This window comes from Bradyrhizobium sp. AZCC 1678, assembly GCF_036924765.1.
Taxonomy (GTDB): domain Bacteria; phylum Pseudomonadota; class Alphaproteobacteria; order Rhizobiales; family Xanthobacteraceae; genus Bradyrhizobium; species Bradyrhizobium algeriense.
Genome location: NZ_JAZHSE010000001.1, coordinates 7,152,815 through 7,175,606, shown reverse-complemented (window position 1 = coordinate 7,175,606; position 22,792 = coordinate 7,152,815). Strand labels below are relative to the sequence as shown.

25 protein-coding genes and 1 pseudogene are annotated in these 22,792 nt (G+C 61.2%); 17 read left to right on the top strand and 9 right to left on the bottom strand.

Annotation, left to right across the window (positions count from 1 at the left end; genetic code table 11):
• Positions 1-3 precede the first annotated feature (3 nt).
• On the bottom strand, positions 4-999 hold the full coding sequence (locus V1294_RS34235; RefSeq protein WP_334503500.1) for a helix-turn-helix transcriptional regulator: 996 nt from the start codon (positions 997-999) through the stop codon (positions 4-6).
• A 217-nt stretch (positions 1,000-1,216) separates the two neighbouring features.
• On the opposite strand from V1294_RS34235, the gene V1294_RS34230 reads away from it, so the two are divergent.
• From V1294_RS34230 to V1294_RS34220, 3 genes are all read left to right on the top strand, one after another.
• Entirely contained in the window at positions 1,217-1,549 is a 333-nt protein-coding gene (locus V1294_RS34230; protein WP_334503499.1) for a hypothetical protein, read from the top strand.
• A 539-nt stretch (positions 1,550-2,088) separates the two neighbouring features.
• On the top strand, positions 2,089-2,574 hold the full coding sequence (gene parS, locus V1294_RS34225) for a type II RES/Xre toxin-antitoxin system antitoxin (protein ID WP_334503497.1): 486 nt from the start codon (positions 2,089-2,091) through the stop codon (positions 2,572-2,574).
• Complete coding sequence (locus V1294_RS34220) at positions 2,571-3,077, top strand: RES family NAD+ phosphorylase (protein ID WP_334503495.1); 507 nt, start codon at positions 2,571-2,573, stop codon at positions 3,075-3,077. Before parS ends, V1294_RS34220 begins: the two co-directional genes overlap by 4 nt.
• A gap of 360 nt (positions 3,078-3,437) precedes the next feature.
• Here V1294_RS34220 and V1294_RS34215 read toward each other — a convergent pair whose 3' ends face one another.
• The gene (locus V1294_RS34215; RefSeq protein WP_334503493.1) at positions 3,438-4,097 is read right to left on the bottom strand and encodes a hypothetical protein; all 660 of its coding nucleotides are present in this window, start codon (positions 4,095-4,097) and stop codon (positions 3,438-3,440) included.
• A 615-nt stretch (positions 4,098-4,712) separates the two neighbouring features.
• Entirely contained in the window at positions 4,713-5,324 is a 612-nt protein-coding gene (locus tag V1294_RS34210) for a MarR family winged helix-turn-helix transcriptional regulator (RefSeq protein WP_334503491.1), read from the bottom strand.
• Positions 5,325-5,440: 116 nt separating this feature from the next.
• Between V1294_RS34210 and V1294_RS34205 the strand changes: the two genes are divergently transcribed.
• From V1294_RS34205 to V1294_RS34160, 10 genes and pseudogenes are all read left to right on the top strand, one after another.
• Positions 5,441-5,983, top strand: a complete 543-nt coding sequence (locus V1294_RS34205; protein ID WP_334503489.1) for a flavin reductase family protein — start codon at positions 5,441-5,443, stop codon at positions 5,981-5,983.
• A 21-nt stretch (positions 5,984-6,004) separates the two neighbouring features.
• The gene (locus tag V1294_RS34200) at positions 6,005-7,474 is read left to right on the top strand and encodes a 4-hydroxyphenylacetate 3-hydroxylase family protein (protein ID WP_334503488.1); all 1,470 of its coding nucleotides are present in this window, start codon (positions 6,005-6,007) and stop codon (positions 7,472-7,474) included.
• A gap of 16 nt (positions 7,475-7,490) precedes the next feature.
• Positions 7,491-7,871 carry a cupin gene (locus V1294_RS34195; RefSeq protein WP_334488959.1) on the top strand — a complete coding sequence of 127 codons (381 nt, stop codon included), beginning with the start codon at positions 7,491-7,493 and terminating at the stop codon, positions 7,869-7,871.
• Positions 7,872-7,939: 68 nt separating this feature from the next.
• Positions 7,940-9,235 carry an ABC transporter substrate-binding protein gene (locus V1294_RS34190; protein WP_334503487.1) on the top strand — a complete coding sequence of 432 codons (1,296 nt, stop codon included), beginning with the start codon at positions 7,940-7,942 and terminating at the stop codon, positions 9,233-9,235.
• Between the two features lie 47 nt (positions 9,236-9,282).
• Complete coding sequence (locus V1294_RS34185) at positions 9,283-10,182, top strand: branched-chain amino acid ABC transporter permease (RefSeq protein WP_334503485.1); 900 nt, start codon at positions 9,283-9,285, stop codon at positions 10,180-10,182.
• Positions 10,182-11,105, top strand: coding sequence for a branched-chain amino acid ABC transporter permease (locus tag V1294_RS34180; RefSeq protein WP_334503483.1), 924 nt, complete (start codon positions 10,182-10,184; stop codon positions 11,103-11,105). Before V1294_RS34185 ends, V1294_RS34180 begins: the two co-directional genes overlap by 1 nt.
• Complete coding sequence (locus V1294_RS34175; RefSeq protein ID WP_334488969.1) at positions 11,102-11,848, top strand: ABC transporter ATP-binding protein; 747 nt, start codon at positions 11,102-11,104, stop codon at positions 11,846-11,848. The genes V1294_RS34180 and V1294_RS34175 overlap by 4 nt, the downstream gene beginning before the upstream one ends.
• The gene (locus V1294_RS34170) at positions 11,848-12,540 is read left to right on the top strand and encodes an ABC transporter ATP-binding protein (RefSeq protein ID WP_334503481.1); all 693 of its coding nucleotides are present in this window, start codon (positions 11,848-11,850) and stop codon (positions 12,538-12,540) included. The genes V1294_RS34175 and V1294_RS34170 overlap by 1 nt, the downstream gene beginning before the upstream one ends.
• Entirely contained in the window at positions 12,524-13,207 is a 684-nt protein-coding gene (locus V1294_RS34165) for a DUF2848 domain-containing protein (protein WP_334503479.1), read from the top strand. Before V1294_RS34170 ends, V1294_RS34165 begins: the two co-directional genes overlap by 17 nt.
• 32 nt (positions 13,208-13,239) lie before the next feature.
• A pseudogene (locus tag V1294_RS34160) lies at positions 13,240-13,617 on the top strand (amidase family protein); the annotation flags it as partial.
• Positions 13,618-13,763: 146 nt separating this feature from the next.
• Here the strand turns inward: V1294_RS34160 and V1294_RS34155 are convergent.
• Positions 13,764-15,416: an amidohydrolase gene (locus tag V1294_RS34155; RefSeq protein ID WP_334488975.1), complete on the bottom strand. Its 1,653-nt coding sequence runs from the start codon at positions 15,414-15,416 to the stop codon at positions 13,764-13,766.
• Positions 15,417-15,418: 2 nt separating this feature from the next.
• Positions 15,419-15,805: a hypothetical protein gene (locus tag V1294_RS34150; protein WP_334503477.1), complete on the bottom strand. Its 387-nt coding sequence runs from the start codon at positions 15,803-15,805 to the stop codon at positions 15,419-15,421.
• A gap of 106 nt (positions 15,806-15,911) precedes the next feature.
• Between V1294_RS34150 and V1294_RS34145 the strand changes: the two genes are divergently transcribed.
• Positions 15,912-16,313 carry a winged helix-turn-helix transcriptional regulator gene (locus V1294_RS34145; RefSeq protein WP_334356919.1) on the top strand — a complete coding sequence of 134 codons (402 nt, stop codon included), beginning with the start codon at positions 15,912-15,914 and terminating at the stop codon, positions 16,311-16,313.
• A 253-nt stretch (positions 16,314-16,566) separates the two neighbouring features.
• On the opposite strand, the gene V1294_RS34140 is transcribed toward V1294_RS34145, so the two are convergent.
• Genes V1294_RS34140 through V1294_RS34125 form a run of 4 tightly spaced genes read right to left on the bottom strand, consistent with a single transcriptional unit; the run spans position 16,567 to position 19,761 of the window.
• Positions 16,567-17,571: an efflux RND transporter periplasmic adaptor subunit gene (locus tag V1294_RS34140; RefSeq protein ID WP_334503475.1), complete on the bottom strand. Its 1,005-nt coding sequence runs from the start codon at positions 17,569-17,571 to the stop codon at positions 16,567-16,569.
• Positions 17,571-18,314 carry an ABC transporter ATP-binding protein gene (locus V1294_RS34135; RefSeq protein ID WP_334503473.1) on the bottom strand — a complete coding sequence of 248 codons (744 nt, stop codon included), beginning with the start codon at positions 18,312-18,314 and terminating at the stop codon, positions 17,571-17,573. The genes V1294_RS34140 and V1294_RS34135 overlap by 1 nt, the downstream gene beginning before the upstream one ends.
• Entirely contained in the window at positions 18,311-19,468 is a 1,158-nt protein-coding gene (locus V1294_RS34130) for an ABC transporter permease (protein WP_334503472.1), read from the bottom strand. The genes V1294_RS34135 and V1294_RS34130 overlap by 4 nt, the downstream gene beginning before the upstream one ends.
• Positions 19,469-19,518: 50 nt before the next feature.
• Positions 19,519-19,761 carry a hypothetical protein gene (locus tag V1294_RS34125; RefSeq protein WP_334503471.1) on the bottom strand — a complete coding sequence of 81 codons (243 nt, stop codon included), beginning with the start codon at positions 19,759-19,761 and terminating at the stop codon, positions 19,519-19,521.
• 191 nt (positions 19,762-19,952) lie between these two features.
• Here V1294_RS34125 and V1294_RS34120 point away from each other — a divergent pair, with 191 nt between their 5' ends.
• From V1294_RS34120 to V1294_RS34110, 3 genes are all read left to right on the top strand, one after another.
• Positions 19,953-20,720: a response regulator gene (locus V1294_RS34120; RefSeq protein WP_334503469.1), complete on the top strand. Its 768-nt coding sequence runs from the start codon at positions 19,953-19,955 to the stop codon at positions 20,718-20,720.
• On the top strand, positions 20,720-22,111 hold the full coding sequence (locus V1294_RS34115; RefSeq protein WP_334503467.1) for an ATP-binding protein: 1,392 nt from the start codon (positions 20,720-20,722) through the stop codon (positions 22,109-22,111). Before V1294_RS34120 ends, V1294_RS34115 begins: the two co-directional genes overlap by 1 nt.
• 222 nt (positions 22,112-22,333) lie before the next feature.
• Complete coding sequence (locus V1294_RS34110) at positions 22,334-22,570, top strand: hypothetical protein (RefSeq protein ID WP_334503464.1); 237 nt, start codon at positions 22,334-22,336, stop codon at positions 22,568-22,570.
• Positions 22,571-22,792: the final 222 nt, after the last annotated feature.

Here is a 22,792-nt window from a genome sequence, read left to right as displayed (position 1 = left end):
CCGTCAGTGAAAATCGGGGCGGCCCTCGTGCCGCGACAGTGCCGCACGCAATTCCGTGGTCATGAGCTCACGCAAGGAAACAGGTGAGATGACTTCGATCTGATTGCCCCAACAAAAGAGGTGCCAGACAAGTTCTAGCATGCCGCTGGCGCGGAATCGCACCAAGGCACTTCCGTCGGCGAGCTGCTCGACGGTCTGGTTGGGATGAAATTGCCAATTTTGAAATTCGTCCATGCCGTGGGGAAGGACATGAAGCACAACGTCTTCCTGCTCGCCTTGGAAGAAGCCGAACGACCCGGTGGCGAACTGGACCAGGTTAAAGTCATCGGGCCGTGCCGCGTTTTTTTCAAGGACCGCAACGCCCTCGATCTTGTCGAGGCGCCAATGCTTGGGCTTGGTGGTCCCGAAATCGGCGGCGATAAGGTAGTTGCAGCGCCCGAACAGGATGCCGAACGGCACGACCTCGCGCGTGGCGCCGGGCCTTGAGCCGCCATGATAAACAAACCGCAGAACCTTCATCTGCAAATGGGCATCGCGGATCGCGAGAAGCACGTCGGGATCTTCCACGGCCCGAGGTCCTGCTGGCACGGCGATCATCTCCGCCCGTAGCAACACTTCCAGATCCGGAGCCACCTTGTTCAGGGCCGGCCGCTTCATCGCGGAGCGCATCTTCTTCTCGAGCGTCTGCAGCGTGTCGGCGCTGGCGTTCGCATCCCGGCGGCGCAAGCCCTCGATTGCCTTGTTCAGCTCCAGCAACTCTTCTTTGGTCGGGGCGTTGATGAAGCCGTCTAGCCCGCCCGGAATGCGGAAACGCTTCGTGGCGCCGTCCTGAACTTCTTCGAGCTGAGGGAAGACCGAGGCCAGCGCATCGCGCATGCGCTCGATCGTTCGTCGGCTTTCACCCAATTCTTGGGCCATTTCGTCCAGCGTCAGCCCTTCGGCGCTGGAGGCCAGGGTCCGCGCGAGATTCAGGAGGGCTGCCGCCTTCTCGTGGCGCATAGAATCCTACGACCGATTTTGTCGTAGGGAAGAGATCGGGGTACTTTTGGCAGTTCGGAGTTGTGTGCCCCTGATGCTGATCGAGAGTGCATCGGGGGTCACAACCGTTCGGAGTTGGTCTGAAAAGACGTCAAGAATCGAAGAGCTCGCCGTTAACGGCGAGCTCTTCGATTCTTGAGCGCGCACCTCGGGGACCACAATCACCGCCGAGGCCGCCATGGCTGGCGCGGCTGCAAGGGCTGGCGGCGAAGCACTGGAAGCGAACGTAGGCATCAATATCGGCCATTCAGATTATCTTGTTGAAGCAACTGAGCGGCCGCCGTGGCTACCTTGGCCGCGCCCGTTCTTCGCTCCCGGCGGTAATCGTCAATCTCGTCGCGGGCTCGCAACGTTCCTGATTCCCTGGGCGAGAACCCGCGACACGAAAAAGGCGGCTGCGCGCCGGGCGCCACCTGCGAAGCGGAAGCCGTTGGCCGAGTGCGTGGCCGTCCTGCAGGCCGAGAACCGGAAGCTGCGCGAGGAGAACGACGCCCTGATCGAGAATTCGTGACTTCGTTAGTCATGCCTAATTTCGCGGCGTGCGGGCTGACCAGATAAACCAAGCGCTGCCGACCGCTCGGCTGCCGAGCGACATGCGGGAGTGTGAGCTGAAGCGCGCCGGATGGACAAGCGCGGCCGCCTGATCGCGCAGCGCGAGCGTCGGCAGCACAAGCTCTCTCGGCAATAGGCGACGGAGATTCAGCACAAGGCCCGGAAGCCTGCAGGCTTCCGGGCCTTGTGCTATCTCGATTAGGTCCGCGGTGCCTTACACTTTCCGCAACCGGGCGACGGTGAGCACGAGAGCTTTAGTGCTCACCGATTCTGTCAAGAAACGCGCAGTGCCCAACGATTCACCCGGATTTCTATTGCGGCCTCCGTTCGATCTGTAAGGACGAGATTTGTCAAGGAACGGTGCTGGCAAGCGGATCGAGCCTAAGGTCGTCGCCAGTCGTCACATACTGCTGGAGCGCCTCCTGAGACCCGCCGATCCGCCTGTCTTGAACATTGCGTCAACTGTCATATATAAGATGACACGTGACGGAGGTTTCAATGCCGAATCCAAGAACCGACCAGCCTGAGCCGGTCGAGAAGGCACGACTGGCTGCAGTCGCGAGCCTGCTTGGGGCGCCATCCACGCTTCGAAAGGTGCCGCGGAGCCCGCTGGAAGCGCATGAGATGCTTCTGAACGGCCTGCCGTCCAGAGCGCTGTCGCACCTGGTTCAGAACCTTCTATTTCTCCGCTGGGATGACTCGTTCACCAAGGCGATTGGAATGAGTCATCGCACCTACCAACGCCACGTCGCCGCGGGAGCCAAGCCACTGAGCCCCGAGCAGAGCGGGCGAACATGGAAGCTCGCGGAAGTCCTGGCGAAAGCGACTTCCATTCTCGGCTCCAAGCAGGAAGCCGAGCAGTGGTTGGAGCGGCCAGCTATGGGCCTGAATCAGCACAAACCGATCGAGCTGTTGGCAACGCCGGCCGGCGTTGAACTGGTGGAGGAGTTCCTCGTCCGACTTGAGCACGGTGTCTACGCGTGACGCCATTGCCTGGGGCGCTCGGTGGCACCGAGCTTGTCGCTTGGCGGTTGGACCAAGCGACATACGCGTCCACGTGGGACAGCGGCGAGGGAGCTTTTCTGGTCGGCGGCCGCTGGAACAGCCGAGGACTTCGGGCCGTGTACTGCTCGGTCGATCCCGCTACCGCGATTCTGGAGGTCGCCGTCCACAAGGGCTTCAGGGCGCTTGACACGGTCCGCCACGTGCTCACCGCCATCACGGTAGACCCAACAAGCGTGTTCGTGGTCGATCCGACAATGATCCCCAACCCGAATTGGCTTCGGCCCGGCATCCCCAGTGCCGGACAGCAAGCGTTCGGCGACGATCTGCTCGGCAGACATAGGGTCGTGCTGATTCCGAGTGTAGTGTCGACCGCGAGCTGGAATCTGATGTTCGTCGGCTCAAACGCCGTCGGCTCCTACGAGCTAAAGTCGCAGGAGCCGTTTGCCCTCGATCCTCGCTTGCACCCTCCGGCCAAGCCTTAGCCGGTCAAGGGTTGGCGACCTCCGGCTCCATGGGCGAAGCCTCAAGCATTCGCGTAGCCCAACCACTCCGCAAAACCTTACAAATTCGCGCCGAGAGACGACGGATGTCGGGCAACCCAAACCTTGACTCCGACGTCTGAAATTCTCCATCGCAATTAACGGCCGTTGTCGCGCCGGACGCATATCCCTGACCCAAGTAATCTAATCCCGTGACTCTGCGAAGGTCCTCTAACGCAGAACCCTGACTCAGTTCGCCGGCCGCCACAATTCAGGTTGTGTCGGCGCCGGCCAGGGGCTGACGACCGGTGGTCGAAGGGGCGGCGGAGGGAGGGTTAATGACGGACCCCCGGGACGCCTCGATCAACGTCCGCGGGACGGAGACCGCGGCTCCTCGTCGCCCCTCTCCGGACCGGATGGCGTCAGCGAGTAGACGCGGCGCGCCGCGGTCGGCCGCTCCGTGAAATAGGCCGGCAGCCGAAGGCAGAGCATGGCGGCCTTCTTGAGATGCCGGAACACGTCGTCGTCCGGGCCGGCTCCGGTGACGTCGCGCTCGACCCTGATTTCCGGGTCGAGAAACCATTCGCAGACCGAATTGAGCTCGCGACCGGACAGATCGACGATGCCGCAAAGCCGCTGCTTCCACGCGTCAGGACGACCGGGAAGCGAGACCACCTTGGGTCTGATCGTGCGGTCCTTCCCGTGGTCCAGTCCCTTGAATACGAAGGTCTTGAGCTGCCGTTCGACGTCGCCGAAGTCGACGAGCACCCCACCCACCGCCGTCCACCACACCATGTCCTTCCTGCGCATCGTCGCGAAGCCGCCGACGACCGCGTTTTCGCAGTGCGCGCCAGCGAATTCGACCGAAAGCGGATCGCGCATCGAGTAGACGTTCAGGACGCCTTCCGGAAGTCCGCCGAGCAGACGCGGGAGGTCGTCGTCGGATGCGGACCCGTCCGAAAGGAAGTCGTCGAACCCGATTTTCGCGTTTCTGAATGGGTGGCCCGTAGCGGCCGACAGCAAGATCAGACGTTTGTCGACGGTCTCCGCAAAGCAGGACTTCCAGAGTGATGCGCTGTTTCCCGGCTACCCTCGTCGATCATTCGCATTTCGCTGCGCTCGCGACGTAATCGAGCAGGTCGCCACTTCCGCAGCTGGCCCATCTCAGACATGAGGAGCACGATGGGCAACTTCCGTTCTCGCGGGCAGAACGGAAGTGCCGGAGACGGGGCTGACTGGCTAACCGCTAATGCGCTCTCTTACCTCAACAAGCGGGATAGTGGTCGGTGGGGCCGAAAAGGCGAGTCGCCTAAGTCATTGATTTCTTATTCGTCGCCAAAAATTCGCGAGTCGAAAAACCAAAGACTCGCGAGTTGATTTTTGTCTAAAACAAAAATTCATGAGTCGATTTGGCAAATGCACACGATCTTGAACTTTGCACGTCTCATCGCCTGCTAAATGTCGTAGGTCCAATTGCCGGCCATCGGCGAATTGGGGCACCGCAGATTTTGGACGGCCTCGGCAAGTCTGAGCTCCCCCCTTCTGCGCGCCGTGACTTCCGTCTTTGAATTGAGACAGACAACGGTCCGCTCAGAGGTGACATGAGCGATGTGGCAAACGATAGCTGCCCTATTGGCGTTACCGACCGTTGCGGGGCCTCGCACGCCGCTTCTTGCGGGACTCCGGCAAATTGGCCGCTGAAGCCCGCTGATTCTCCTGAAACTTGAGCGTCGCTTGAACATGTTCGGCGAGCTTCAACGCGCTATCGGCGTTCGAAGCAAGACGAGACAGCAGCTGGGACAACACTTTGAAATCCTCGCGCGTCAGCATTCCGAACAATGCGTCATTGACCGGGCGTTGCAAGGCCGCAAGGCGGATCAGTCGGCGCACTCCGTGCTGGGTGAGGGCAAGTTGCACCCGGCGTCCGTCGCCGGGATGGGGGGTCTTCTCGATCAGCCCGTCAGACACCAGCTTGTTGATCTCGTTGGTGACGAAGGCGCCGCTTAGATACAAGCGTTCGGCGACCTGGTTGACCCCCATGGGCTCTTCCGCCGTCGAATTCTTGATCGCGATCAATATCAGATACTGGGTAGGCGATAGACCGACAAAGCTCGCGAACGTCTCACGGGCGGCTTCCAGGCTGCGCCCGAAAGCGAAATAGTCGTAGAGGAGGCCGCGAAGCGTGCGGTCTCCATCTTTATCGAGCAGCTCGGGCTTGGACGCTGTCAAAAGCGCATCGATCAAAGTCATTCTCCCGGCGATTCCATGGGTCTTGCCTAGAAACCATGCGTGGGCCTGCTCAGCAAGAGGGCTTGACATCTCCTAATAGCTTTGTCAGAAAGCTATCTAGGAATTATATTTCAGGGATGGGAATCGAGGCGCGTGTACCAATGGAAGACCGTGCATTCAGGCGTGCTCTCGGGGAGTTCGCGACCGGTGTTGCGGTAGTGACCGCGCGCGGCAAGGGCGAAGAGCTCATCGGTGTGACCATGAGTTCGTTCAACTCCGTCTCACTTGATCCGCCGCTCGTTCTTTTCAGCGTCGACCGCAAGGCGCGCAGCCTATCTGCGATGCTCGAAGCGAAGGGCTTCGCCGTGAATATCCTTGCGCGCGACCAGGAGCACATCTCCAATCAATTTGCGCGAGCCCTCTCCAACAAATGGGACCAGGTCAAGACCTCGGTCGGCCATGCCGAGGCCCCGCTGATCTCGGGCGCGATGGCGCATTTCGAATGCGCGCCCTACGCGAACTATGACGGCGGGGATCACGTCATCTTTGTCGTGCGCGTCGTCCGTCACACGACCCGCTCTGAGGCGGCCGCCCCACTGGTCTTCTTTCGCGGTCGTTACCGAGATCTCGTGGACGAAGCCGAACGCGAGCCGACCTGGCCGCTTCCCATTCACTACTAGCTTCGAACTGGAGAAACCGCGATGCGTAGCGCAAAGGAATATTTGTCGGGCTTGAAGGATGGCCGGACCATCTACATCGACGGCGCCTCAGTCGGCGATGTAACGGCGCACCATGCCTTCCGCAATCTCGCTGGCTCGATGGCGGGGTTGTTCGGCTTTGCGAGCGCGCCCGAGAATGCGGATCTGATGACGTTCGACACAGGCGCAGGCCGCGCCAACCGTATCTGGCAGCTTCCGGCCTCCTATGCCGAGCTCGTGAAGCGGCGGAAGGCGCTTGAGGCCTGGGCCGCGTTGCATGCGGGGTTCATGGGCCGCGCCCCGGACCACGTGGCGTCCTGCATTTCCGGCCTCTACATGGGGCTCGACGTCTTCAAGGAGTATGATCCGGCCCGCGCCGGGGCGCTCGAGAGCTACTACCGTTACGCGCGCGACAAGGATCTCTACCTCACTTACGTCATCATCAATCCGCAGGCGGACCGTTCGAAGGGTGCGGCCGACCAGGCGGATCCGTTTCTCACCGCCGGCGTCGTCGATCGCGATGCTGAGGGCATTACGATCCGTGGCGCCAAGATGCTGGCCACCGGCGGCGTCGTGGCCGACGAGGTCTTTGTCACGACGATCCAGCCGATGCACGCGGGTGAGGAGCGCTATGCGATGTCCTTTGCGATTCCGATGAGTACGAAGGGCCTGAAGCTGCTGTCGCGCAAATCCTATGAGAACGCGGCGGGCGCCGTGTTCGACAATCCCCTGTCCAGCCGGTTCGACGAGAACGACTCCGTTCTCTATTTCGACGACGTCAAGGTGCCGTGGGACCGAGTGTTCATCGAAAGCAATGTCGAGATGTGCCAGAAGCAGTTTCACGCCACACCCTGTCATGTGTACCAGAACTACCAGGCGATGATCCGATTGAGCGTGAAGCTCAAGTTCCTGACGGGTCTTGCTCATCGGATCGCCGAGATGAACGGAGTCACCCAGTTTCCGCAGGTGCGTGAGATGCTCGGCCAGCTTGCAGCCGAGACCGGTATGGTCGACGCGCTGGTTGCGGCCATGGAGGCGAAGGGCAAGCAGATCGGTCCCTATTTCATCCCGGACCGTCACACGCTCTATTCCGCGCAGGTGCTGACGCAGCAGCTTTATTCGCACATCCTCAGCTCGCTGCGCGAACTCGCCGGCGGCGGCATGATCATGCTGCCTTCGTCAGTCGCCGACTTCGCCAATCCCGAGATCGCGGCGTTGATCGGCAAGACCCAGCAGTCCCCGAAGGCGAACTCGCATGATCGCGTGAAGTTCTACAAGCTCGCTTGGGATGCCGTCGGCTCCGAGTTCGGCTCGCGCCATCAGCAGTACGAGATGTTCTACGCCGGCGCGACTTTCGTCACCAAGGGGCACTCCTATCGCACCTATGATTGGGCCGGCGCCGATCGGCTAGTCCAGAGCATGCTCGATTCCTACGACCTCAACGGCGTCTCTTCTTCCAGCAAAGCCGCCTGAACCAAGGAGACAACCCATGCCTGTCAACAAGAAGCACGACGAATTCTACACGCTCGACATGAATACCGGCTGGGAAGTCCCGGTGGGGTATCCGCCGGGCATCCAGCAGAAGATCATTGCGGGCGGTCTCGACGAGACGAATCGGCGCGGTACGCGCACCCGGTTGCTTCGCTTCGCGCCAGGCGTCTATACGACCGCGCCGTTTTCGCACGAGTACTGGGAAGAGGTCTATCTGGTCTCGGGCGACCTGATCGTCGGCAATGACGAAAAAGGCGAGGGCGGCAAGAGTTTCCCGCCAAACACCTACGCCTGCCGGCCGCCGCATGCACCGCATGGGCCGTTCAAATCCGTCAACGGCTGCCTGCTGCTGGAAATGCACTACTTCGATCCGGTGTGACGCCAACAGCGGCGTCACCATCGCATTCGATCAAAAACACCAAAACAATCTGACGAGAGGGGAGAATCATGAAGCTGAGAAGCGGCTTGTCTGCGGTTTCGCTTGTCATTGGTCTTGCGTCGGCGGCGTCAGCCGCCGCGCAGCAAAAGCCTGCCTCATTGGGGCTCGGAATCTTCACGTTTACCTCGGGTCCTGCAGCAGCCTACGGGATGCCCGGCAAGAACGCGGCTGACCTGATGATTGACGAGATCAACGCCAAGGGTGGCATCGAGGGTGTGCCTGTTAGTGCGACCTATGTCGATGAAGCACAAGGCGCGCAGGGCGTCATCGCGGAGTATCGCCGCCTCGCAGGTGACGCCAAGAACCAGGTGATGGTCGCGGCCTTGTCGAGCGCCAACTGCCTCGCGCTGGCACCGATCGCGGAGCAGATTGAGGTCCCGACGGTAGGGTGGAATTGCGACACCCATCAGCTTCTGATCGACGGCAAAAGCAAATACGTATTCCGCCCCAACGGCAACACCGTGCCTGAATTCATCGCCTACGCGATCTATCTTCTGGAGCGTAAGCCGAACGTGAAGACCGTCGCGATCATCAATCCCGACTACGCGTTCGGTCATGATGCAGCCAAGATATTCACCGCAGCGCTGAAGGCGTTGAAGCCAGACGTCGAGATCGTCGCCGAGCTCTATCCGAGGCTCGGCTCGCCAAACTACCAGACCGAGATTTCGCGCCTCACCACCGCGCGTCCAGATGTGGTCTTCTCAAACCTCTGGGGCGCCGACCTCGAAAATTTCGTTCGTCAGGCCGCGCCGCGTGGGCTATTCACGTCCAGTCAAGTGGTCCTTGCACTCGGCGAGACCGTGCTGCAGCGTGTGCCGTTACCCGACGGCGTGATAGTCGGGGTTCTGGGCGACGGCTGGTGGATGTCGCCGGACGCCAAAGCCAATCCCGAGACGGCGAAGTTTGCCGAGGCATACAAGGCCCGTTTCGGCGAATATCCGGTGTTCCCGTCCATCAAGATGGCCAACGCGCTGATCTACGTAAAAGCTGCCTACAAGGCTGCGATGCAGAAGAATGGCGGCAAGTGGCCGACGCGCGCCGAGCTGGCGGACGCCATGAAGGGCAGCAAGGTCGCGACCCTGACCGGCACCGCGCAGATGCGCGCCGACAATGACGGCCTCGTCGACCAGGTCGTCGGCGTCACCGTGAAGACAGCGGCGCAGCAGTTCCCCGTGATCGGTGACATGGTCCGCTACAAGGGCGACAGCCTGATGCCACAGGCCGGGCAGGACCCGCTGGCCTGGATTTCGACGCTGAAGCCGGAGTTCGCGAAGAGCCTGCCGAAGCCGGGAAGCTACAAATAGGCGGCCGGTAGCCGCGATTTGTCTCCAATCACGCAAGGCATAGGCCGATGTCAAATGCAATCATCCCCCTGCTGCTGGACAGTCTGGCCAGCGCCGCACTGATATTCTTTGCGGCGGTTGGCCTGACGCTGGTCTTCAGCGTGCTGCGCGTCCTCAACGTGGCCCATGGCAGCCTCTATTCGATAGGCGGCTATGTCGCGGCATCGATCTGCCTGTTCATTGCGAGCCGCCAGCTCAACCCGTATCTGTCGTTCGTGGCGTTGCTGTTCAGCGCCGTCCTCGTTGCGGCGATATTCGGTCCGCTGATCGAGCGCAGTCTGGTCCGTTGGACTTACGGCAAGTCGGAAGCCGTCCAAATCCTGATCACGTTCGGGCTGTTCCTCATCCTGGAGGACCTGCAGCGCGTGATCTTCGGCGTGAATTCCTTTTACGAGGATGCGCCTATGCGATTGCTCGGCACGTCGAGCATCGGCGGGGTCGTCTATCTCAACTACCAGATCCTCCTGATCGGGATGGCGCTTCTCGTCGTCATCGGTCTGCGGCTGTTGATCAACCATACCCGGCTTGGGCGCCTGATCACGGCTGTCGTGACCGACCGTGAGATGGCGCAGGCGATCGGCATCGATACCAACCGGATTTTCATCCTGGCGTTCTCGCTCGGCGTGTTCCTAGCGGCGCTGGGAGGGGCCCTGGCGACGCCGACGTCCGGCATCGCCCCGGGGCTCGGGGCCGACACCATGGTGCTCGCATTTGCGGTGGCGGCGATCGGGGGCCTCGGACAGATCGAAGGGGCCGCGGTGGCCTCGCTAATCGTCGGTCTGGCGCGCGTGCTCGCGATCTATCTGGCGCCGTCGCTGGATGCCGTTGCGCCCTATGCGGCGATGCTTGTCGTCCTCCTGATCCGTCCCTACGGCCTGTTCGGATCGGTGACGGCGCGGAGGATATGATGCGAGCGATCTTTGCCGCCGCCGCGATGCTCACACTTGCCGTGCTGCCGGTCGCCGCACCCTGGCTGCAATTCGTGCTGACGCTTGCGATCGCCAAGGGCTTTGCGGCGCTGGGCGTTGCGATTCTGCTCCGCGCCGGGCTGATCTCGATCGGTCATGCCATGTTCTTTGCCGCCAGCGCCTATGGTGTCGCATTCCTAGCGCGTGCCGGCATCAATGATTTCGGCCTGCTCCTGGTTCTCTCGGTGCTGTCCGCCGCGCTGGTCGGCGCCATCGCGGGATCGTTCCTTGTCCGATATCGCGCGATCTTCTTCGCGATGCTGAACCTCGCGGTCTCCATGGTCTTCTACGCATTATGCTCCAAGCTTTATGGGGTCACCGGTGGGACCGACGGCTTGCCCGTTCCCATTCCCGGCATCTTCGGCATTGTGGTGACCGAGCCTGTCTTCAAGAGCGTGCTCTTCTATCTTAGCCTGACGCTGATGGTGCTGGTCGGCTTTGCCGTCCAGCGCTACCTGTACAGTCCGTTAGGCCATGCGCTCTCGGCGGTCCACACCAACGAGATCCGGCTTGAGTATCTCGGAATACCCGTCTGGGCGATCCTCCTGATTGCCTACGCCATTTCGGCGGCGCTGGCGGGGCTTGGTGGCGTGATCGCCGGTTTCGCGATCGGTCGAGTGGTGCCTGAATTCGCCTTTTGGACCGCGTCCGGCCATCTGGTGCTGATCGCCGTGCTCGGCGGGATCGGCGGCGTGCCCGGCGCCTTCCTCGGAGCGCTGTTCCTGGAGTTGCTCCACAGCGCCGCCGTCACCGTGACCGACGCCTGGAATCTGATCGTGGGCGTGGCCCTGATCGCCGTGATCATGTTCATGCCGCAAGGGTTTTATGGACTGCTCTCGCGCAAGGAGGCGTCAAGCCTATGACGCGTCCCATTCTCGAGGCCAAGGACCTTCATGTCGCGTTCAACGGGATCAAGGCTGCCGACGGTGTGAGCATCGCGATTCACGACGGCGAATTCCTCGCAATCATTGGACCGAACGGGTCGGGGAAGACGACCCTGCTCAATATCTGCACCGGCTACATCCGGCCGAAATCCGGCAGCGTGCAGCTCGATGGTTACGACATCACCCGCCTGTCGCCGCGCGCCATCGCGCGCCGCGGCGTCGCTCGCGCCTTCCAGATTCCGCAGCTGTTCTCCGCGCAACGCACCATCGACAACATGATGCTGGCGCTGGCGGCAACGGATGGATTGTGGAGCGCGGGCCGCCCGCTCGAGACCGCGGCGCGACGCGAGGAGGCGGAGGCGCTGCTCGACCTGGTTGGGCTCGCCGACGACAGTGAGCGGATCAGCAGCACCTTGCCCGAAGGGCATCGCAAGCTCCTGGACATCGCGGTTGCGCTGGCTCTCAAGCCGCGCCTTCTGCTGCTGGACGAGCCGACCAGCGGCGTCAGCGCGCTCGAGCGCTTTCAGCTCATGGAGGCGCTGATGGGTGCGCTCCGCCAGCGCCGCATCACGGCGCTGTTCGTGGAGCACGACATGGACGTGGTTGCCCGCTACGCGAGCCGTGTCCTGGTCTGGAACGCCGGCAACATCATGGCCGAAGGGCGACCCGACGAGGTATTCAAGAACGCGCAGGTCCGCGAACGCGTCGTGGGGGTGGCGTGATGCTCAGCCTCGACAAGGTCTGTGTCTCGATCGAAGGCGTTCGCGTGTTGCGCGAGGTGAGCTGCGACATCGTCGAGCGCAAGACGACGGTGCTGATCGGGCGCAACGGCGCTGGTAAGACGACGACGCTGCGCGCGATCATGGGGCTGCTTGGCCTTGATGGCGGCAACATCCGTCTCGACGCCGACGACCTCGGCCGTATGCCGGCCCATCACCGCGCACGCGCCGGAATCGGCTATGCGCCGGAGGATCGCCGGCTGATCTCGGAATTGAGCGTGGACGAGAAGATTCGCCTTCCGGCGCTGGCGTTGAAGCTCGAGAAGGCGGAGATCGAGCGAAGGCTCGATGAGGTCTACAGCTTGCTGCCCGAGCTGCATGTCATGCGGGCAAGGCCGGCAGGTGGCGTCTCCGGCGGGCAGGGCAAGATGGTTGCGCTCGGCCGCGCGCTCACGGTGGCACGCAAGGTGCTATTGCTCGATGAACCCTTCCAGGGTCTTGCGCCGGCGCTGGCGCTCAACTATGCGCGCACGCTCGGCGAGTTGCGCAAGCGGCGACCGGAGCTTTCGCTGTTGATCACCGAATCGTCGCCGGCGCTGCTCGACCGGATCGCCGACAGGACACTGCAGATCGAGCGCGGCGAAATCCTCGCCACATCGACCAAGGATAGGGAATCCCATGTTGCTGCAATTTGACCGCATCGCCAAAGACCGGACCGACCGTGTCGGGGTCGAGATCAACTCTCTCGTCATCGCGGGGTGGGCCGGCAGGGATGCCGCGGCGATCGAGCACCACATCGAGGAGCTCGCTGCGCTCGGCATTCCGCGCCCCTCGACGACACCGCTCTACTACCGCGTCGCAGCACAAACGTTGACTCAGGCAAGCCGCCTGACCGTGCTCGGCCCGGATGGTTCTGGCGAGGTCGAGCCCGTCATTGTCGCCATGGCTGACGGGCTCTGGATCGGCATCGGATCTGACCATACCGACCGCAAGGCGGAAGCGTCAGGCATCGCCCTTTCGAAGCAGCTTTGCGGCAAGCCGGTCGGCTCGCGGCTCTGGTCTTACGCTGATGTCGAAGGGCATTGGGATGAACTGGTCCTTCGCTCGTGGGCCACGATCGACGGCAAGCGGGTTCTCTACCAGGAGAGCCCGGTTTCGTCGCTAAGGACGCCGCGCGATCTCATTCGCCGTCACACTGGCTCGGACACGCTACCGGCCGGCACGCTGATGTTTTGCGGCACGCCCGGTGCGATCGGCGGCATTCGGCCGGGGACGCGTTTTGACATGGAGTTATATGATCCGGTCCTCGACCGCGCGCTGACCCACGGCTACGACATCGACGTGCTGCCTGTCGTTTGCTGATCATCAGTCCGCGGAACCGGTTTCGGCACCAAATGACAGCCTCATCTGACAGATCACAGCCGTCGGCCGTTGCGCGGCTGGAAGCGGCGCTGACGCGAATTCGTTCGCCGGAGGCTGAAAAGGCCTTCACCGCCGTGTTCGCGGAAAGCGCCCGGCGCGGGGCTGAGGCCGCGGATCGGCGTGCCGCCGCCGGTGCGACGCGCGGCCCGCTTGATGGCCGTATCGTTTCGGTGAAAGCACTGTTCGATGTCGCTGGAACGGTGACGAGCTCGGGCTCCGCCGTGCTGCGCCGTCTGCCGCCCGCCGTTGAGGACGCTGAAGTTGTCAGGCGGTTGCGCGAGGCGGGTGCTATCATCGTCGGCAAGGCACAGACGACCGAGTTTGCCTTTTCCGCGCTCGGCACGAATCCCCACGACGGCACGCCGGGCAACCCCCGAGACCGCAGGCGCGCTCCGGGAGGCTCGTCATCGGATGGATCGCCATGTCCTTTTGCAATCGCATCCGCCGGTCGTTCGATTTCCCGGTTTAACTGCCTGAGCTGTTGCTCAAGCCGCCCTCAGATCTCGCCGTGGACGAGGCGTCCTTCGAAGAAGGTTGCGAGCACGCGCGTTTTTGAAATGCGACCGGGTTCGATCTCGAAGAGATTGCGTTCCAGGACAACCATGTCGGCGGACTTACCAATTTCGATCGAGCCGGTTACATGGCCGAGACCCATCGCACGCGCCGGATTGCGCGTATAGACTTCCAGCGCGGTTTCGAGATCGAGCGCCTGTTCCGGCCAGAGCGCGCCGGGATGCAGTCGCTTCGGATTGCACCGCGTGACCAGGCCCTCGAGACCGAACCAAGGGTCGGGCAGACCCACAACCGGCCAGTCGGAGCCCGCTGCCAGCAAGGCGCCCGTCGCGTGCAGATCGCGGTTTGGCCAGTAGCGTTCGGCTCGGCCGGCGTCGATCACCGCCGCATTGGCGACCGTGATGGCGCAAGGAAACCAAATCGCGGGGCAGAGGTCGGCAACAACATTCAGTTCCGCGAATCGCGAAATATCGGCGGGATCGATGAAGCTCGCATGAGCGATATGGTGCACGGGTCCCGGGCCACGCATCCGCCGCACGATTTCGACGGCGTCGAGAATGTCGCGCACGGCGGCGTCGCCCGCGCAATGGACCTTCACTCCTTTCCCGAGCGTCTCGGCGCGCACGAGCCAGTGCACAACATCGGGCAGGCGCAGAAAGGAATGGCAGACCGTTGCGCGACCATGCTCGTCGGGCAGATAGGCTTCGAGCATGGCGGCAGTGCGCGTCATCGGCACGCCGTCCATGAACAGCTTGAGAAAATCCGGCCGCACATGCGGCGTGCGATATTGCTCGCTTCGCGAGATCAACGCCTCGCCGAAAAATTCCGTGCCGGTCAAAGTGTCGAAAACCGGCAGCGATCCAACGCACCAAGCGTTGAGTTCGCCGCGCCGGTCGAGTCCGGCCAGTGCCTGCAACATGGTGAGCGTGGTATTAGCGTCCTGATAGGCGGTGACGCCGTATCCGTTGAGGATTTCGACTGCCCGCTTCGTCGAGGCTGTTTCTCGGGCGATCGGATCAGCGATTGACACAAGGGCAGCCCGTTCCGCCAGCGCAGACGACTTTTCCAGAAGCAGACCCACTGGAGCGCCGTTCTTGGGATCGCGTTCGATACGTCCGAGTTCCGGATCAGGTGTAGCGGCTGTCAAACCCATTAGTTCGATCGCGCGGCTGTTCACCCAACGATTGTGCAGGCTATCGTCGCGCAGCATCACCGGACGCCCGCCGCTCGCGGCATCGAGCGCGGCACGCGCCTCGGAGGTACGCAGGCGCGGAATGAGTTCGCTGCTCCAGATGCCGCCGCAAATCCACTCGTCCGAGCCGAGCCGCTCCGCGCGTTCGCCAACGAGCGCGATGATCTGGTCGAAAGTCGCGCTCGCGGGAAACGAGAGTTCGAACAGGTCAAGCTGGCCGCCGCGCGTATGGTGATTGTGCACGTCGCCCAGGCCCGGCAGGACCATGCGGCCCTTTGCGTCGATAACCCGTGTTTGGGCGTTGCGGAGCGCGTGCGCGCCGCCAGCCGACCCCACATAGATGATCTTACCTTTGCGGACCGCGACTTCTTCGGCCCAGGGATTGCCCGTGTCGACCGTGTAGATCTTCGCGTTTTCGAGAATAAGATCGGCTGCGGCTTGCATTGTCACGGACTCAGGTCGCAGGCTGCGATTTCGCCCGTCGCCAGCAAAGGGTTAGTGTTAGTGTGTAGACGCCGAGTAGCGACGTCTGCAGCCAATAGGCGGTCGTGCCCTTGCCTGCAAGAACGATGCGCAGCGCGTCTGACAGATTGACGAGGCAGGAGGGCCGCGAGCGCCGCAGGCACGACATCCGGTATGCGCGCGGCGGAATAAAAAAGGCAGATATAGGCCACGACCGCGAAAGCGATGATCTTGTCCTGATAGGCGTAGAAGGGCGCATCATAGTAGATGAATAGGAGCGGCATCTTGAAGCCGACGAAATGCGCCGCCGCCATGCAACAGAAATAGGCCACGCCGGCCCACAGCAATCCGCCGAGAATCTTGTCCGCCATCGAGTTCCCTTCACCGCCTGCGGGCGGTACTCTCATTTTGGCAGGGAATGGTTACATATAGACTTGAGGCGAGCTAGACACATAAAATTATGACTAGGAGGCTCCGATGGTCTATCATCGAAAACGTCCGGCGCTCGACCCCTGTCCCGTGGAAGCCGTGCTCGCGATGGTTGCCGGCAAGTGGAAGGCGCGCGTGCTCTATCTTCTGTCCCTCGACGATCTCACCTTCGGCGAAGTTCGTGCTTCGGTTGGCAATATTCGCCAGCAGGTGCTTGCGACCGTTCTCTCCGAAATGAGGGCCAGCGGGATTGTGCGACGCGCGGACGATTGCAATGCAAAAGAAACGCGTTATGCACTAACAGAACGTGGGCGCGAACTCGTCCAGCTGCTGCTGCCCTTGTCCGATTGGGGCAACGGGCTTCTCGCCGAAAAGGGAGAGTTGTGGCGCGCGCCCCGCATCCGCCGCAAATCATGGAGCTCTGGTGGCACGTCTGAAACGGCGCGGTGACCAGTATCACCGATTATCCCGTTGTAAGATCACTATCCGATCTTCTCACGCGCGAGGCAGGATCGCGCCGAGGGGGTGCCTGCGCGCGACGTAATCCCAAGGGTGGTTGTTCAGGCGCACTCTCGGCCGAGCAGGCACTGATCTCGGAACTGCCATAGAGATCTACACGCGAAATCCAGACAGGGCGATAGGACTCGGCCATATCAACGGGATGATCGAAGCTGGCAAAAAGGTATTTCCCTTCCGACCTGCCTCATCGAACGGTCACGGTTGGCCGATGGCGATGTTCGACCGATTGTGGATCTGCCCGCCTGGGCGCGACGGCACGGCCGTCGGCTTTGACGTAGACATCGACCTGTTGGCCGGCATAGAGCGGGAGATCCCCTCTATTGACGCTGTAGATGACCTGGAGTACGCGCGTGTCGACGCGCTCTGCGCTGAGCCCCGTTAGGGAAGTTTTTGGCACGACAAAGGGCTCGACGTAGGCGAAGCGCAAATCGAAGCTGATCGCGCTATTGCCCCGAAGGAAACCCTTGGCTGGTGTGCCCTGAATAAAGCGCCATGCATCATTTTCGTCGATATCAATCCGGACATGGAGCGTCTGCGTGTCTCCCATCAAGATGAGAGGTTTGGAGAGTGTGCCGGTCTGGGCATATTCTCCTGGGGCGACGTTCACCTGAAGGATATCTCCGGCAACGGGAGCACGCACCGTGAGGCGCTCGACCGCCGCTTCGGCTTCCTGCAGTTGAGCGGCCGCTAGATCCGCATTGGCTCGTGCAGAGGCGAGTCTGGCGTCCGCAAGCGCTGCCTCGTGTCCGCGGCCGGCGAACTCATCCGGGCTAATCACGTTTCTGTCGTGAAGAGGCTTGGCTTGATCCAACCGGCGACGCGCATTAGCGAGCAACAATTCGGCCTCTCGAACCTGCATCTTCGCAAGCGTCGTAGCGGCCCGGCGCGTGATAAGCTGGGTTTCCAGATCACGCCCATTGATGTGAAATAGCGCCTGGCCCTGCTCCACGCGGTCGCCGACCTTCACATTGACTTTCGCAATCACCCCGCTGGTTGGCGTGCTGATAGCGACGTTGCGGGTGCTGGCCTCGATCATGCCGCCGCCGGCAACATAGCTTTGATAGGGTGCTGCTGCCGGCTGCACAATCGGCTGAGCTACCGGGCGCGGTGTACCTGCCTGGAGGACAAGCCAGAGGCCGCCCAGAATGCCGAGCACACCTAGTGTCGGGAGGGTAAGCCGGCTTTTCATCAAGACGTCGCTCCCGCTGCGTTCCGTGGCTCCTCGAAATGGGTAATGCGGCCGTCATCCATATGCGCGATCCGGTCGGCAAAGCTGAGGATGCGCTGATCGTGAGTGACGACGATGAGAGTACGGCCTTCACCTGTGGCGATGCCGCGCAGGATCTCGAGCACGTGTTGCCCGGTCGCATGATCGAGCGCGCTGGTCGGCTCGTCACAAACGACCAGTTCCGGCTCGTGGACCAGAGCACGAGCGATCGCGACTCTTTGCTGCTGACCACCAGACAGCTGAGAAGGAAAGTGTTCGGAACGTTCTGCGAGCCCGACCCGCTCCAACGCCTGACGCGCTTTAGCAATGCCGTCGCTTTCATTCATCCCGTTCAGAAGGAGCGGAATCATGACGTTCTCAGCGGCCGTCAGTTGAGGAATCAGGTTGAAAGCCTGGAACACAAAGCCAAGCGACCGACGCCTGAATGAGGCCTTGGTCGTTTGATCCATACGTTCAATATCCTCGCCGAGCACAACGCATCGCCCGCCGTCATGATCGAGAAGGCCGGCGATAATCGAGATCAACGTCGTCTTTCCGCAGCCGGATGGGCCGACGAGCATGATGAGCTCGCCCCGGGCGACTTCCAGATCGACACCGCGTAGCGCGGTCACCTGCTGCGCGCCTTGCCCATAAACTTTGGTGAGGTCGGTGCAGACGACGCTTGCTCCAGCATCGAGATGTTGTCTTGCAGCTGCAGCGATCATGTCTTGAACACGGAGGCCGGATCTAGACGGATGACTTTGCGCATGCTCAGGCCCGAAGCGATCACGCATAGAAGAACGATTCCGCAGGCGCTGACGAGAAACAGCGACCAACTCAGTTCGAACGGAAATCGGGGTCCGATCACAAGGCTGAACAGCGAAATGAGACCCACGCCGAGACCGTAACCGATCGCGCCAGCAACGAGCGCCTGCGCCATGATCATCGTGAGGAGCGTTCGATTCGTCGCACCCATTGCCTTCATGACGCCGAAATAACGTAGATTCTCAAGTGTGAAGTTGTAGAAGGTCTGGCCGGCAATTAGGCCGCCGACACCAAAGCCGATGATGGCGGAGAGTCCGAAGAGAGTGAACGCGGGCGTGTTTTGGATGACGTACCAGAGCGTCATCTGCTCGAATTGCTCCCTGGTAACGGCGGCAAGCCCCGTCCAATGGCGAATGTTGGAGATCACTGGGCCCACTTCAGTTCCAGCCTTCGCCTTAACCAAAACGAAGGACAGCGTTTTCCTCTCGCTCGGTACGTAAGACTTGGCGCGAGAATAAGTCGTGTAGATGGTTGGCACGCCCATGTTGGTTGTGGTGGCTTCGCTGATGCCGACGACCACCGCCCGACGCTCGTTCATCTCAATGACATCACCGATCATGAGTGGAATCGGCGGTTCGTTGGAGCGTGGACTTGGGCGAGCAAAGCGGTTGTTCGCCCCGTCAGCGCTCACGATCACTCCGTCTGCTCGCCGAAGGTCAGCGAGTTTGCCGGACAGTATGATGGGCGGCCCACCGATCAATGTCGTATCGTCGAGGCCGATCAGGACGGAATTCTGGAAATTGCCGTCGGCGAGACGGACCCGTGTTGTGCCCTTATAGATCGGCACGGCCCAGCCAACACCCTCAACGCCGCGTACGCGTGCGACGGTCGTGTCCGACAGCGGTTTGACGTCGTCGATATAGCGCACCATCGGGTCCATCACCCAGATGTCGGCAAGTGCCGCGTCCGAGACGAAGCCGTAACTCCTCTTCACGAGCCCGAAGAACATCGCCGGCTGCTGAGTCATGATGAAGGTCGTAAAAACAAGCCCCAGTACCATGCCCAGGTACTTTCCTCGATCTCCAGTGAGCATCTTGATTGCGACTAAGACCATCGCCTTTCGCCGCTCAGTCGCTCGCGAAGAGGACGCTGCTGCGGTGGGCATCAATTGCCCTGGAAGATCGGCAGGCATTGCTTGGGGAGCTTTTCCTTGTTTTCACTAATGCAGCGCTGGATCGCAGCCCGGTTCGGCACAAATCCCGGTCGGCAGATTTTTTGGATTTCCTGCCGGCACATCTGTCTGACCTCTTGGCTCACCTCAGCTTGCGGGCTTTGCTTCAGTTGAGCCTCGGCAGTATTGGGTAGAACGACAGCAATTGTGGCGAGGACGAGTGGAATTCGTCTCATGATCGGCAACCTCCGTGCGCAACGTTGCGACGCACACATAGTCGCCATCGGAGGAGTCCAGGTTTAAGTAATGTTAAGTTATGTTGCCGTGGGGCCTCTTTGCGCCGATGCCGTAATAAAAATAAGCACTTGAGCCCGTGACGTCAGAGATTGTCGCTGGGATAATGGGTCTATCTGCGGAGTCTACTGAAATGTCGATATTTGAGTGCGGCGAAGTCGTGCCACCCGCCTACACCGCTCACCCGGCTGCAAGACCCCACATCCTGCTCGTGGAGGATGACCCGGAGATCTCGCGGATGCTAACGGACGTGCTATCGGAGAGCGGGTTCGTTGCCTTGTCCGTCGGTTCGGCCGTGGAGATGGATGCGCTCCTTGCACGAGAAACGGTCGATCTAGTCGTACTGGATGTGATGCTGCCGGGTGAAGACGGCCTCAGCATTTGCCGCAGGCTCAGGGCGGCGTCCACAATACCGATCATCATCGTGACAGCGCGGGGCGAGGACGTCGATCGAATCGTCGGCCTGGAAATCGGTGCTGACGACTATGTTGCCAAGCCGTTCAATTCGCGGGAGTTGGTGGCGCGCATCCGCGCGCTCCTGCGCCGCGCGCAAGACGGGCGCGAGATCGCGCGCCTCCGCGCGCGACAGTTGGCGTTCGCCGGATGGCGGATCAATCCCACGACGCGGCAGTTACAAGACCCCGAAGGGGTTAGGATCGCGATGACTAGCGTAGAGTTCGACCTGCTCCTGGCTTTCTGTAGAAATCCCGGCCGCGTTCTCTCGCGCGAGCGCCTGCTAGAATTAGTTCATGGCGGCCTGGCAGGACCGGTCGAACGCAGCATCGATGTTCACGTCAGCCGTATTCGCCAGAAGATTGAGGCCGATCCGCGAGATCCGATGCTGATCAAGACGGTACGCCTAGGCGGCTACCTGTTCACGCCGGACGTAGAGGAAACCTGATGCAATTTCCGGATCGGCTGATCCCTCGCAGCATTACAACGCAAATCACCAGCATTGTCGCAGTTTCCGTGGTGCTCGGGGTCGTGCTCACCGTCACCATGTTGCTGTTCTTTGGCATCAGAGATGGCCCGTCGGCTGCAGCCGGACGGATTGCCAACATTACCCGGCTTGTACGTTCTGCAGCCAGTCCAACTGAGGTGGGCGTCATCATAGCCGCCACCCGGCGTTCTGGCATCGACGTGAGATACGTGGCTCTGGCCGATCTGGAGAAATCGCCTCCCAACGCCAAGCTGCCTGTGCTGTCTGGACTAATCGCACACCAATTGGAATCTAGTCAGAATATCGAGGTTATCGCCGACTCCCGATATCCGGCCGGTCCCGCTTATCAACTGGTCGTGAAAATGGACGATCGCGCCGCCCTGATCTTTGAAGCATCTCCAGGGACAAGCGCATACAGCTTCCTTCTGGCGCCGACCACTTTGACGCTAACGACCGTTCTGGTCTTCGTCCTGTTCCTTTCAATCTATGCTGTCCGGTGGATCATTGCGCCGCTCTCCGCCGTCGTCGCGGCAGCGCAATCATTTGGACGTTCTCCTGATAGCAATCACGCGGTCAACCGCCGCGCTCCTCGTGAGATCGCCCAGGTCGCGGACGCGCTCAATGAAATGCGGATCCGTATCCGCAACCTTCTTGATGATCGAACGCGCATGCTCGCCGCCATCAGTCATGACCTCAGAACGCCTCTCACGCGTCTGAGGCTGCGAGCGGAAAGGATTGCCGATCAAAGCTTGCGCGAAAGCATGCTGCGCGAGATCGAGCAGATCAGCCACATGCTGAACGAGACGTTGGATTATCTCCGCCATGACGCAAGAACCGAGGTAATGTCACGCGTCGATCTGCCCAGCCTTCTGCAAACTGTCTGTGCCGATTTCGCCGATGTGGGCCATAACGTTTCCTATGAGGGACCGGGTCGGCTCACTTGGACGTGTAGACCGGCCACTCTCACGCGCGCGATCAGCAATATCGTTGCGAACGGTGTGAAGCACGGCTCGTTCGTCACTGTGAACCTGAGAGCCCGTGACGATGGGACAGCAGAAATAGACATATCTGACGACGGACCTGGCATCCCGGCCGCTCTCCGAACCAAGGTCTTCGAACCTTTTTTCAAGGGTGATGACGCGCGCGCACTCGCGGGGGATGGTTTCGGTCTTGGGCTTTCTATTGCGCGCGATGCCGTGAGCGGGCACCGCGGTGAGATCAGCCTGCTCCAGCGGCTTCCGACTGGCTTGATAGTCCGAATCCAGGTCCCGCGAGCAGATGAGAACGAACCCGCGCGCGAGCCTGCGCCAGCGGTTGGGGCCTATGCAGCACCATCTCTTAATATCAAATAACTCCAGTTATGTGGGTACTGCCTATTCTTGTCCTTAGAGGAGAAACGCGCTCAGTCGTTGCGGTGTCGAGTACAGAGGCACGTCAGCACAAATCCAAGCTCGTCTCTTGAGTTAATCAGCAACGGCATCACCCGACACGCCGGGCGATCTTCGAGCGGCTGTCCCGTGAAGGGGACAGACTGTCCGGCTCTGACAACTCGGGCCCGACTCTTGCAACCGGCCGTGTCGACGACGCCAATCCGTGCGCAGTTTCTGTCGTCGGTGGAGGAGGACAGCGCGTTCCATGAGTTCAATGGACTGGTACTTCGCAATCCACGCGTCGCCAACATGCTCGATTGTCCGTCGATCTCGTTGCCGTTGTCGCTCGACGGTCTTTCCGCCGGGTTGATGCTGATCGGCCGCAGGAACGCAGACCGGCGCTTACTGGAGATTGCGTCTAGTGTCGAGACGCTGCTGTGAGGCTATTCGCATGCTGTTTAAGCTTTTCGCGCGAAAGGGCCGCCGAATCCACGATCGAGTGGAAAGACCCTAGCAAGATCGCACGTGGAGCGTGGCCGCGAAATCGTCGCCGTTGAGCGTTGTACCGCTGATCCCGTGCCGAATTGCGATCTAGTCATCGATGCCACCGGCAGGATCGTGCTCCCAGGCTTGTCAATGCCCATACGCATCTCTGCATGGTGT